This is a genomic window from Bacteroides finegoldii DSM 17565 (assembly GCF_000156195.1).
Taxonomy (GTDB): Bacteria; Bacteroidota; Bacteroidia; order Bacteroidales; family Bacteroidaceae; genus Bacteroides; species Bacteroides finegoldii.
Window position 1 is genome coordinate 1 of record NZ_GG688320.1, and the last position, 13666, is coordinate 13666.

Annotated in this window: 5 protein-coding genes and 2 pseudogenes; 2 read left to right on the top strand and 5 right to left on the bottom strand. The window is 41.3% G+C overall.

Annotated features, from left to right (window positions below; genetic code table 11):
• The first annotated feature begins 51 nt into the window (after positions 1-51).
• Complete coding sequence (locus tag BACFIN_RS14295) at positions 52-714, top strand: HAD family hydrolase (RefSeq protein WP_007750656.1); 663 nt, start codon at positions 52-54, stop codon at positions 712-714.
• A gap of 127 nt (positions 715-841) precedes the next feature.
• Positions 842-1982 (top strand): annotated as a pseudogene (locus tag BACFIN_RS20590) (glycoside hydrolase family 88/105 protein).
• A gap of 77 nt (positions 1983-2059) precedes the next feature.
• Here the strand turns inward: BACFIN_RS20590 and BACFIN_RS14290 are convergent.
• The 5 genes and pseudogenes from BACFIN_RS14290 to BACFIN_RS14270 form a co-directional block, all read right to left on the bottom strand.
• A complete protein-coding gene (locus tag BACFIN_RS14290; protein ID WP_007750663.1) occupies positions 2060-5341 on the bottom strand; it encodes a glycosyl hydrolase in 3282 nt (1093 codons plus the stop codon).
• A gap of 13 nt (positions 5342-5354) precedes the next feature.
• Positions 5355-9646: pseudogene (locus BACFIN_RS20595) on the bottom strand (hybrid sensor histidine kinase/response regulator transcription factor).
• Positions 9647-9746: 100 nt separating this feature from the next.
• The gene (locus BACFIN_RS14280) at positions 9747-11873 is read right to left on the bottom strand and encodes a hypothetical protein (RefSeq protein WP_232281642.1); all 2127 of its coding nucleotides are present in this window, start codon (positions 11871-11873) and stop codon (positions 9747-9749) included.
• Positions 11874-12051: 178 nt separating this feature from the next.
• Positions 12052-12906, bottom strand: coding sequence for a DNA adenine methylase (locus tag BACFIN_RS14275; protein WP_005943904.1), 855 nt, complete (start codon positions 12904-12906; stop codon positions 12052-12054).
• 95 nt (positions 12907-13001) lie between these two features.
• Positions 13002-13646 (bottom strand): thymidylate synthase, encoded by a 645-nt coding sequence (locus BACFIN_RS14270; RefSeq protein ID WP_004326020.1) that lies wholly within the window; start codon positions 13644-13646, stop codon positions 13002-13004.
• Positions 13647-13666: the final 20 nt, after the last annotated feature.

Sequence of the window (13666 nt, forward strand, 5' to 3'; positions counted from 1 at the left end):
TGCTTCGGCAATAGCTTCAGCAAAATTGGCAAACAATAAGATACAGTAAGAATGAAGAAACTAGTTATATTTGACCTGGATGGAACATTGCTGAATACCATCGCTGACCTTGCCCACAGCACCAATTATGCTTTAAATAAATTAGGATACCCCACTCATGAAATAGAAAAGTACAACTTCATGGTAGGCAATGGTATCAATAAACTCTTTGAACGCGCATTGCCCGAAGGTGAAAAGACGGAAGAAAATGTACTTCGTGTACGCAATGAGTTCGTTCCTTATTACGATATTCACAATGCAGATGATAGCCGACCTTATCCGGGCATTCCGGAACTGTTATCCTATCTGCAGTCTGCAGGCATCCAAATTGCCGTAGCATCCAACAAATATCAGGCTGCCACAGAAAAGCTGGTTGCCCACTACTTTCCCGGTATTCACTTTACAGCAGTTTTCGGCCAACGGGAAGGAGTAAATGTCAAACCTGATCCAACAATCGTTTTTGATATATTAAAACTTACCGATGTACGAAAAGAAGATGTTCTTTATGTAGGTGATTCCGGTGTAGACATGCAAACAGCGGCCAATGCCGGTGTAACAGCTTGCGGAGTGACATGGGGATTTCGACCACGTACGGAACTGGAAGAATTTGCGCCTCCATACATCACGGAAACTGCTGAAGAGATAAAACGTCTCATCTCGGCTGATAAAATCTAATATTACATATTTTCCGTACAAATTTCAATATTACTTTCCTTACAATGCATTTTCTTTGCAACAGGTAAGAAAGGCTCACCTTTGTGTGCCTAAATCTAAGAACAATAGTAATCTAATTTATTATAAAATGAAAAAGCATCTTATACTATTTTTTGCAGGAGTAATATTGAGTTACGGGAACATAAAAGCACAGACAGTTCCCGATAAAAAAGAAATTCTGAAAGTAACTCTTCATGTGAACGACTATTTCATGAAGAAATATGCCGACTATCGCACTCCTTCCTTTGTGAAAAAAGTAGTTCGCCCCAGTAATATCTGGACACGAAGCGTATATTACGAAGGCTTAATGGCACTCTACTCCATCTATCCCGCAGACGAATATTATCTTTATGCCAAAGAATGGGCAGATTATCACCAATGGGGATTCCACCGGGGAACAACCACCCGTAATGCTGATAACTACTGCGCCAGCCAAATCTATCTTGATTTATACAACATTTGCCCTGATCCTAGAAAAAATACGGAAAACGAAAGCCAATATGGATATGCTGGTCAATACTCCACAAATAAACGACTGGTGGTGGATAGATGCTATCCAGATGGGGATGCCTATATTTGCCAAAATGGGGAAACTTACAGGCGAACAGAAGTACTTCGACAAGATGTGGGATATGTACGAATATACCCGTAATAAACACGGAGAGAACGGAATGTTCAATGTCAAAGAAGGTTTGTGGTGGAGAGACCATAATTTCGACCCTCCATACAAAGAGCCTAATGGTAAAAACTGTTATTGGAGCCGCGGTAACGGATGGGTATACGCCGCTTTAGTACGGGTAATGAATGAAATTCCATCTGATGAAAAACATCGCCAAGATTACATCAATGATTTTATGGCTATGAGCAAAGCACTGAAACAATGCCAGCGTGAAGATGGCTTTTGGAATGTCAGCCTCCACGATCCGTCAAACTTTGGAGGCAAAGAGACTTCCGGCACAGCTCTTTTCGTATATGGTATGGCTTGGGGCATACGCAACGGATTATTGGATAAAAAGACATACCTGCCTGTAATCATAAAGGCATGGAATGCTATGGTGAAAGATGCAGTCCACCCGAATGGTTTTCTTGGCTATGTACAAGGAACCGGCAAAGAACCCAAAGATAGTCAGCCGGTCACTTATGACAAAATTCCTGATTTTGAAGATTTCGGTACAGGATGTTTCCTTCTTGCCGGAAGTGAAATCTATAAATTAGACCTCCATATATAGCTGATAAACAACTTTATCTTGAATCCGGCCTGTGAGACGTGCAGGCCGGATTCAAGGTTATCACTAAGCCAGTCAGACTAACGAACTACCCAATATACATTCCCAATAATTCCTGATGGAACCAACTCATCCTTTGAAGTTGCAATCTCCGGATAAGCATAAGTAAACCGATCTTTTAATGGTAATGACGCATCACCGATCATTCTGTTCATCAGCGAATTGACCACATGTATCTCTAAAGAATTGTCTCCTTCAACTACCCAATGAGTCAAATCCGCTTCCCAAGGTGAGCACCATAAAGTTGAAATCTCATGCCCATTCAGATAAATCCTAGCCAGCGAACCTACATGATCCAAACGCAACAGCACCTGCTTACCTTTTTCTTTTCTTTCTATATGAATATTCTTTTTATAGACAACCGTCCCCGAATAATAAACAATGCCCGGTTCTTTTGCTTTACTCCAGTCAGTTAATTGCGTAAATACCACTTCGCCCGGTCCACCCCATCTCGGATCAAAATAGACATTCCAATCTCCACTGACAATAAACCTTTTCTCTTTATCTGTTATAAACCTTTTCACAGGTAAAGAATCCTTTTTTCTATCCGAGACAATAATAAACCCGGATTCCTTAGCAGCAAGTGATAATCTCAATGACAAGGAATTTCCTTCCAATACAGCAGGAATTGAATAACACTCTCCGGAAACCGGATCCCAATATTCAGCATATTTCCTACCTGTACGCAAATGGACAAAATCACTGAATACATTCTCACTATGATTATTTATAAAGTAAATATCAATATTCGGCAAATGACGATGGGTAAAATATACTTTATTTTCCGGTTCATTCCCACTTTTCAAAGCAATATCCGGATGAATTCCCTCTTTTTGCAAAGCCTCCTCCAAAGTTATTCCCCAATATACATGCCCCTTCCCCAAAGAGCGGATTCCACGATCCTTTTTTCCGCTTCCCCACAAGGAAGCTACCATCTTATCATATTCATCATCATGCACCCGTTCGGCCAAAGATACAGGATATGCAGGACGTTCGCCATATAACGCAACTCCCTGCTCCACCAAAGTAACAATATGCCGGAGGACAGCCAATGTCATATTACAGTCTTTCTGCAGGACCAACATACGATATTTCATACCATCCGGCAGTACAATATCTCCATTTAAAGCTTTAGTTCTGTTGATCAGAGCATCTGTAGTACACACATCAAAGTTATATCCCTCGGGTATCTCCGGCAAACGATGAGAAAGTAACTTCACAGGCGGATTATCGCCCAAATAAACACATAAATCGATAACAGGAATTCCCTTTCGTAAAAGTCCGGCACATCTTGCCTGATAATCCCAAAACGGACGACTATAATTCCAGTAAGCGTTATTTCTATTCAGGCAATAGTGCCTGCCTCCCCCCGTGTTACCAGGGATTTTATCAGTCCAAGGCTGATAAGCAGATGCACATACAACAAATTCATTACTTCCGAAAGCTAATGCATAATCAGCCAAATTCTTTAAATCAGCTAACGAATGAGAAAATTTAGCGTCCGTAAACGCCTCGGCAGAAGCCACTCTTTTACCGTAAAGATGAGCAGCGGAAGACGCCTCTTTTATATCATAACTTCCTTCAGTTTGATAAGCCCAAAACTCTCCCTGTGGTTTCTGCACCCTACCTTTCGCCTGAATATTATCGCCTACAATATTCAAAGCATTCCCGATAGCCTGTGCTGTAAAATCAAGGCCAGCATCGAGGCATAGGCTATCTAGCGTACCATAATAACGATCAGATATTAAATCGGCAATAGTGCGTCGCATATCATATAGAAAACGGTCTGAAACTTCAGCAGAACCGACAACATATCCCATCAAAGCAGGAAGATAAGGATGGATATCATACCCCTTGCGTTTCATGAATTCCTGCTCGAATCCTGGAGTCCAGTTCTGCGCCCCCGCTTCATGGCTATCCATTATCATTCCGGATGGCGGACAACCTCTGACCGACAATGAATCATAAATGACTTTAAAATAATTTTTCCACTGAACAATAGCCGCTTCCGCAGACATCTTATCACATTCCAAACCTTTTAACCCGGTACGTCCATGCTTGGTATATCCTCCCTGTGATTCGTGGGCAAATCTCATTATCATCCATTCCCCTTGTGGAACATTCCAGTTCAAAACTCCATTTCCATCGACCAGTTTTGTCAAATCAATAACATCAGCCGGATTTATCGCATCTGTCGAAGGTAAAGATGGTCTTTCTTCATTTTCTATAAAGTCCGAATTAAAACCGGCTTTATCTTCCCAATTATTCACTTTTTCTTGTGAAGAAAGCAGTAATCCTCCAATCAATAATTTCGAATATCGATTCTTACTATCTGCCCAATCATGCAGATGAATCCTGAAAAAGCGGCTTTTGACCTCCGGAAAAGTTACCGTATGTTGCCTGCACTTTGTCGACACCCCTTGGTAAACAGGTTTCAACTTACAAACTTTTTTATAATGCAAACCGTCATCCGAAGCCTCCAATTCCCCCATATCGGGCAATACTTCATACATAGCTCCATAAAACTGATCGGATGAATGACCGGGAATATTCATGGCACATGTACGCGCTTTTCCTCTGGGGTTAGCACTATAAGTAAAACTCCGGGCTGAAAAAGGACTCCTAAAATCCATTTTTATATAAACAGATTCTCCCGGAAGTAGTCTGGGCATCTCAACCAACTTCCCATTCTCAACAAATAGAGACTCAAGGGATAATCCTTCCATATTAGAAGACAACTCCGGTTTCCTGCTTATACTCGTTTCCACAGTTCCAGTAACAGGAAAAGCGATGACTGCAAAATCCCAAAATTCAGATTGTGATGTAGGTAAAGGAAGACGACCGGAAAACCGGCAATTTCCACTGACAACTGTATCGCTGGCAACTACCTTTTGCATACTAAGTTTCTTCGTTATCCAAGGGCCTCCGGCTACATAACCGTTAGAGACATTCACCTCAAATGTCAATCCCAACCTTTTAGCCTCGGATGCCGAAAAAATCAGTTGCTCCCACCAGTCTTTCGAAAAAACGGGAGAAGCATCAGCTCCTTTCCCGTGCACCTGATCGTAATACACCACTCCTCCGATTCCGGCCTGCTTAAACGCTTCCAAATCAGCAGTTATTCCTTCCTTTGTGGTCTCCGTTTCACCATGAAACCACCATAATTTAGTGCGGGCTGAATCATTTGGGAATCTAAATTCCTGCCGTAGCAAATCTATATTTCCCTTCTCTTGCTTAACTGAAGAATGCCCGCACAAAACTAAAAGTCCCCCTAACAACAGGGTCCTGTAGAACATCTTCATATTGTATAATAAATTACTTTTTAGAATCGCTTCTCTCCCCTTTCTGGTAAGCAGAAGGAGATACTCCAAACTGTGCCTTAAAACATTTACTGAAATAAAGAGGATCATTAATACCCACTTTATAAGAAACTTCCGCAACAGTCAGATCCCTTTCGGTCAAAAACAATTCGGCAGCCTTCTTCATTCGTACAACACGCAAATATTCATTCGGTGAGTATCCGGTCACGCCCCGTAATTTCTTATAAAACACAGTTCGTCCCATCCCCATCATCTGCGCAAATTCATCAATAGAAATGTTGTATTGAGAATAAATCTTTTCCACCACAGCCACCAACTGATCCGCAAACTCCTTGTCCCGGTCCGTGTTACATAAAGCAGGACGTACTACCCCCGGTTCACTGGAAAACTTCTTCCGTAACTTTTCGCATTGCTCTATCAGCCGAAACACCTGCGCAAGCAAAAGCTTAAAACTAAATGGCTTCGCAACATAAACATCCGCTCCCGCTTCAAGTCCTTCCAGGTGCTTATCCGGTGAAGTCAAGGCAGTCAGCAGAATAATAGGAATATGACTTGTCGCAAATTCAGTTTTCAGTTTCTTTGTCACTTCGAAACCGGTCATCCCGGGCATCAATACATCGCAGATAATCAAGTCTGCGTCATAGTTGCATGCCTTTTCAAATCCGGATATTCCATCCGCAGCCACTTCTACTTCAAAATAAGCACTAAGCTCCTCCTGCAGGAACCCACGAATATCATTATCATCTTCGATGACTAATATTTTATGTTTTCTTGACGTTGTGATTGTCTTTTCATGTTCCTGACATTCCTCTGAAAATTCCTGCAAATGATGAGTCTGCATATTCGCTTCTTCCAGCAGGAGATTGCCGGGAACCAAGAAGTCTTTTTCCGAATAAACAGTTTTATCAGTCGGAATACATACCGTAAATACGGAACCTCCCCCTTCATTATCTTTATATTCAATCGTTCCCTTATGCACCTGCACCAATTCATGGCTCAAATGCAACCCTACTCCAATGCTATCTCCGGAGAAACTACTTTGCATGAAACGTTTAAACAATTCTCCCTGCTTTTCTTTAGGAATACCTACTCCGGTATCCGCTACCTGAATGTATAAACACTTCTTCACCTCATCCACATTCACAGAAAACAGAATTGTCCCACCCGAAGGAGTATACTTAAAAGCATTTGAAAGTAAGTTATACACCACCTTATCCAAATTACCTTTATCAATAAACATTTTATAGGATGGTACAGACGGCAAAAAGCGGAAATCCATATTCTTCTGTTCTGCTACGTCACTGAAACTTAAATATATTTCGTACAGGAAAGCAACTACATCAGTTTCCTGCAGAGAAAGAGCCAACTTGTTGTTCTGCATTTTTCTGAACTCCAGCAACTGATTAATCAGCCTCAACATACGTTGTGTACTTTTATCCATGACTTTCAACGGATGCAATAAGGCTTGTGGAATATCATCCGTCCGATACATTTTCTCCAATGCTCCTTGGATCAATGTAAGCGGAGTACGGAATTCATGAGAGATATTTGTGAAAAATACCAGTTTATACTCTGTCAGTTGTTTTTCAACATTGATGCGGTTGCGCAACCTATTGAAATTAAAAATGATACGATATGTAAAGTACAAAGCTATTAATATCAGGATGAAATATCCGAGCATAGCCCAATTCGTTTTCCAAAACGGAGGCACAATAACAATCTTCAAGGTTGTTTCGGTATCATTCCAAATACCGGCACCATCACAATATTTCACATGGAAAATGTAACTCCCCGGCTCCAGATATTTATAAGTGGCAAAACTTAAAGAAGACGGAACATTCCATCCCTTGTCATAGTTTTCCAGCCAATACATATACTTGATTTGACCATTATCCGAATAATCGAGAGTAGAAAAATCAAGCATAAAAGAATTCTGGAAATATTTCAATGTAATCTTATCCGAATAGGCTAAAGATTCTTGCAAAGGAGAACCCGGCATATTAGGCTTCACCTGAATTCCATTAACGGACAATCCTGTGATAACAATAGGAGAAAGCAATCTCTCTGTTGGAATCTTCTTCGGGTCAATAATCGTCAATCCGTAGTTTGTTCCAAAAATCAGTTTACCGTCTGCACCCATACACGCACTGTTCTCGCTATATACATTTCCTAATGTATAAGATGAGAAGAAATAATTCTCGAAAGAATGGCTGTTGGGATTGAATCTTGAAATTCCATATTCCGTAGCAATCCATAATTGTCCCGAATAATCTTCTAAAATAGATTGCACCATATTATTAACCAGTCCTTCCGCTATTCCATAATGTGTATATTTCAAAGACTGACAGTCGTCTGACAGTTCGCATAGATTCAGCCCGGCACCCGAAGTACCTACCCACATGCGCCCTTTGCTATCACGAAACAGGCAACGAATCTCATTGCTGCAAAAATTGCCATCAGTGTAGCTGAACAAATGATAGTTATCTTCATTAGCAATCAATGAGTCAGGGTGGAATATGCAGATACCTTCACTTGTGCCCATCCATATCATCCCTTTCTCATCTTCTGCCATTACTCTGACTATCCGTAAGCCATACTTCTTTCCTTGAAAGAAACGACGGAACTTATATTGTCCTTTTTCCGTTGATTCTGCCAGATCCAGTCCTCCTCCAAATGTTCCCACCCACATACGATCTTTCTTATCGCGAAGAATGGAATAAATATTAGAATGAGATAAGGCAAAAGGATTAGACGGATCCGTTTTATACCACGTATCTCCTATTTTTAGTCCGTCTCCCCGGGTTCCTATCCATATATTCTCCCGACTATCTTCTGAAATCGCATAAATATTATAGGGCAAATAATGATTATCTATCTTAGTTTTCAGATGAGAATCATAATTATACAATCCACCTCTTCGCGTTCCTACCCATATATCTCCATTCGACATTTTAGTCAGTAACCGGATTGTATTCGAACGGTCAAAAACATCCGGTGATTCTGGATAGACATGTGTAATGCCTTTATTTGAAATGGGAATATGAGACAAACCGGAATATTCGGAGCTTACCCATATTCCTCCTGTTCTGTCTTTCATCAAACATAACAAAAAATCTGACCCTATAGGTCCTGCATTCTTCCCTTCGGAAACAAAGTGTTCCAACCGGTCCTCCTGAATATCGTAGGTGAAAAGTCCGTTTCCATAAGTTGAAATCCACACAATCCCCCGGTCATCACGCACCACATGATAGCGTTCATAATCTATATATTTCATCTTCTCTTCAGGAATCAGTTGAAAATTCTTTATTTCTCCGCTCTTCGAGTTTATATAATAAATTCGTCCAGTGTTATTGTAAGCCCAACAATCTCCATAATTGTCATGAATAACTTTTCCATTATTTATTTTCAATTCCCGGCAAGGAGTTATTTGAAAATTCTGAAAATCAAATTCATATACCCCTTCGCTAGAAGTAAATATAACCCATTTATCTTTTATCAATGAATGTGTACTGACAGATGTATTACCGGCAATAGCAGACAGCGACGCTAAACAGTCTATTTTTTTCGATCCATTTACACAGCGATACACATCTCCACTCTTTGTCAGAAAATACATATCCTCTCCATGAGGGAAAGAAGAAGAAAAATTCAATTTCCTATCGATAAATTCAACTTTCCTTTATAAACAGACGCAAGTCCCTGCATGGTACCAATCCAGATCCTGCCACTAGAATCTTCATTTATAAATTTAATCCGGTCATCGGGCAGGTTCCCAAATTTCGTTCTAAACTTCACAGAGGTCATAGTCCGATCGTCCTCACAAACAATTTGACGCACACCATTCCTTCTATGCCAAAGCCACACATCTCCATTAGAGGACATAAATATTTCCGAATAGTTCTCTCCATCACTTCCGGTACCGGTAAAATCTACAAAACAAGCTTTCTGTAGGTCATAACAGCTGAATAATTCCGGCACTGTTTTTATCCATAGAAAACCGTTCTTATCCTCTGCCACATGTTTTATTCTGTTATCTGCTAAAGAAATCCGATCGTGTTTCCCGCTTTCCAACTGATAAGTAAGAAAAGTATTTCCATCATAACGGGTCAATCCGTCTAAAGTACCCAACCATAAGAATCCTTTACTGTCCTGAAACATGCATCGTACAGAATTACTAGGTAGCCCATCACTGGTTCTCATTTGTTTGGAACTAAGTTCAATATCAGCATACAGATCCGATATAGAAAAACTAAACAAAACGAAAAGGCATAATAATTTATATTTCATATAGTGCTTTGGGTTATTTTGATTGCTGGTTACAAAGATACATCTTTTGCACTGCAACATAGAATGTAACACTATGAAAAAGTAAAATCTCCATATAAATTTATTCTTTAATAATACACTTCCCACGATTTATCCCCTCTGCATTGATCGTCATTTGTCGACAAGTAGCATTATTATAAAAACTAACGTTCACTTTTCCATTATTATCAGTCCTCACATCAGGATTCCAATACAAAGTTCGACGAAAATCGATATCTCCCGGAACACTATTACTATGATTTACCTGATAGAATTCTCTTACAGGAGAAAAGGCTTTGAAAAAAGTATAACGCATTCCCTTCTTATACTTGTCATGCAACACATCGTTATATAAACGGACGATGAATAATACCAGCCTTTGGTTAGCCTGAAAAACAGCATCATGTAAATGTCTCATACTATAAAAATCTGATGTCGGATCACTCGGAGGATAATAGCCATAATTACTATCTATGTTTCTCACTATCCAAGCCCGAAGATTTCCATCATACACTTCTATTGTTTTTATATTCTCTATCGGATGATCGGAAGCACCGATGCCCTTTCGCGGATTAACAGAACCTCCACCATCTAAAATATAACAAATAGCACTATTAGCATACGTATACGCAGTATCTACCATGTTTACCGCAGAAATATTTCTTTCCATATATTCCCCCAATGTTCCTGGATAATCCTTCCCTTGATCCATTAGCCTACTAATATCCTTTTCCACATCACAAACCAGATCCGGAAATATCTCATTCTTTATCTGTTTTTTCTTTATCACCACTTGGGGAAGATTCTGTATCATACCTAAAACATTACTATTGGCCAGACTATCTGAAGTGTCTGCAAAAACAATAACCGTATCCTTCACCTGAAAGTCCGAAATAGAATAACTGCGGGCTTCCGGACTAAAAAGGCGGTCGAACATAATCCTGCAATGTTTCGGTTTGCCTTTCGAAGTCACAGAAAGAGCCAGCTGCCATTCACCGTCTACTGCCGCATGATCCGGCAACAGGAAATGGAAACGCCCTTTTTTGTCAGTTTTGCAATGACCATGGAAAGAAGCACTATCCTTAACAATCCAAAATACAACATCCACATTCGCTTCCACCTTATTCTTGAGTAAAGATTTCACTACACCACTCACTGGTAAACCCTCTTCAGCATAATGTGCCACATGAAAAGGAGATACCCCCGCCATCACCTGCCAATTGTAACGGCGCCACCCCTGTACCATCATCAACAAGTCCAACTTCATACGATTACTACGGTCGTCCGTCCCGAAATATTGCATCGGATGAGCGATGTAACCTCGTATTTCAGAAGAGAGCAACAAGTCTGTCAGGATATTCTCATGATAACCAGTATGAATTTCTGTGCCGGCATCACGCACAGACAATGAAAAACTGCCTGATACAGGATTACCGGACAAATCTTTCACAGCAAGTGATAGTCTCACCTTTTCTAAAGGTTTATAGAAAGGTTTATCCGCCTCCACCGTAACACGGCAATATTCTAACGGAGCACGATTAAAAGCCAAACGGTCTGCCAAAATTTTACCATCCTGATTATAAAGAGTAAATTGAAGGCAACCGGCAGGAAGTTTTCCTTTATCCAATTGATAAATATAAGGTTTATCACCCAAAATTAAAGCTTCTGCTGAATAAACTGTACCACGACATGATACAGAAACGGCTAAAGTATCAGCCGGCAAGTCCGGAGATTTTTGCAGATGTACCTGATAAGTCTCTGCATCCAAATCTGTCACACGCATCACATATCCTGAAGAAATAATGTTTGAAAAAGAAAAGTCATATTTCTTTCCATCATAATCGGCTACAATTTTATATGTAGTCTTATCAGGAATCATTTCAAAAAATCCCATACCTTGGTGATAAGTGGAGAAATATGAAACCAGTTCACCGGAAGAATCATATACCGCACCTGTTATATTCAAATCTTCTCCATTCTCTCCTGTAGCTTTGAAACCGATTCTCGAACGTAACCCAACCACAGCATTTCCTCCTTCAGGATAAAAGGAAAGGTTGACTTTCTTAGCTTTTGTGTTTTTTTTACGTTCGTCTTTCAAGCCAAAACCACTATCCATCTTCCGATCAGTATAATGCCCTTCTATTTCCGGAGAATCATAAACAGGAAATACACGAGTAAATCCGGAAAAACCAGACGTGCCGCTTAACAAAAACGATGCGTTTCAAAAAGTACAAAAACGACACGTACAAGAAAAAAGGTGAGCGCGGTCCTATTCAGCATGATCAAAGCCCACCGTTTTTCTTTCACTTGAACCCTCTTTAAATGGCTTTAAAATATCATTTAAAAGCCATTGCAGATTCAAAATAATTCACTATCTTTATGCAATGTTAGGCTGCTATACCTGACACCTCATCCGGCTTCGTGTACAGCATCATGTCTGTATATTTAGCTTGATAGTTTACGCTTGCACTAAACTCCACTTTCCTGCATTCCTTGAATGGGCTGCCGACAAATGGGTTTCGGTCCATCCAGTCGCACAGTTCTAAAATGGAAGACTTGTTCGAAGTGAAATACACGAACGAATGCCCTTTCAGAACGGTTAGTACATCCAGATAGTCAGCCAGACGCCAGAACATCTTGTAAGTACCCACCTCGGTGGAGAGGTACGGCGGATCAACCAGGAACACCACACCCGGAACATCTTTGTAACGTTTGAATACTTCCTTGTAGTCTTCGCTGGTTATAGTCAGTCCTTCCAGATAATCCTTTGCTTCGGGATAGTCTGTCTGCCGAATCCTATTGTAAATGGCTTCTTTCTTCATTCCTTCCAAACTGGTCACATATTTCATGGCGAACAACAAGGATGCGGAAACCGTGATATAATCCACGTAGCCGTGCTCTTTTTCTTCCCTCTCAATACGGGCAAACATTTTATCGCGAATCTCCCCGGTTATACGTTTGTTTCTGGGTTCCCCTTCAGCTATCCGACGCAAATCGGATAACAGCACATTAGTGGCCGGGATATTTACAAGTCGGCAGCGGTAGTTGTCGAAGTCATTATACACAACGGTGGCATCAGACCTGACACATTTGGTAATATGTGACAGCAGGCCCGAGCCACCAAACAGGTCCACAAACACGGTGCTGTCCGGGAACTGTCCCAGCACCTTGATAAATTCCCTCGCAAACATGCGTTTCTGCCCCACGAAAGGAAGCGGGGCGGACAAATACATCTTTTTCATTTCATTCTGCTTTAAAACGGCCGCAAAGGTCCCCAGAATAAACGAAAAACAGCGGGGAACATGAACTGTTCCCGCTGCAAGACATATACAGCAAACTACACGTTCAACCCGAAGCGGACCGTCTCGTCACCGGCGATCAGCGCACGGGTGCCCGGGATATTATTCTCGTAGATATGTACATTGCCCAGGTAGAGAGTGATCGACTTCAAGGGAAGTTCTATCTGCCGCGCCATCAGGTACAGGTGGTAAATATCGGAAGGCAGCCCGAGGTTCGCGTCACTGCTACGCTGGTAGGCGGATAGAACCAGTTCACCGCCATCTAACTGGAACTGTACCAGACTCAAACAGGGTGCCTGGTTGCTCTCGGCACCGGTTTCGCCCAGGAAAAGCACGTAGTTCTTGCTGTTGCGCCTCTCCCGGTTAATTTTCGCTATCAACGGGGGCAGCTTCTCGAAATAGGTCGGGTAACTGTTCACCAGGATGGAGCCGCAATAGTCCCACCAGTTGATGCCGGCCTCCCGGTACTTCTCCACGTTGCGCTCACCCTGCATAAATAACTGCAACTCGCTGCGGAGCTTCTTACGGGCGATATTATGCCCCTCGAATATGTCGAGCAGGTCCGCCGGTGTCAGCGAGAGCTGCTCGTTCAGAAGGTACTGTATGTTTCCCTTCTTGTTGGTCTGTGTCTTTCCCGTGGCAAGAATCTTGTCCAGGATACGGTAATACTTGTTCATAGCCATTTCCTCCTTCTAAATTTGAA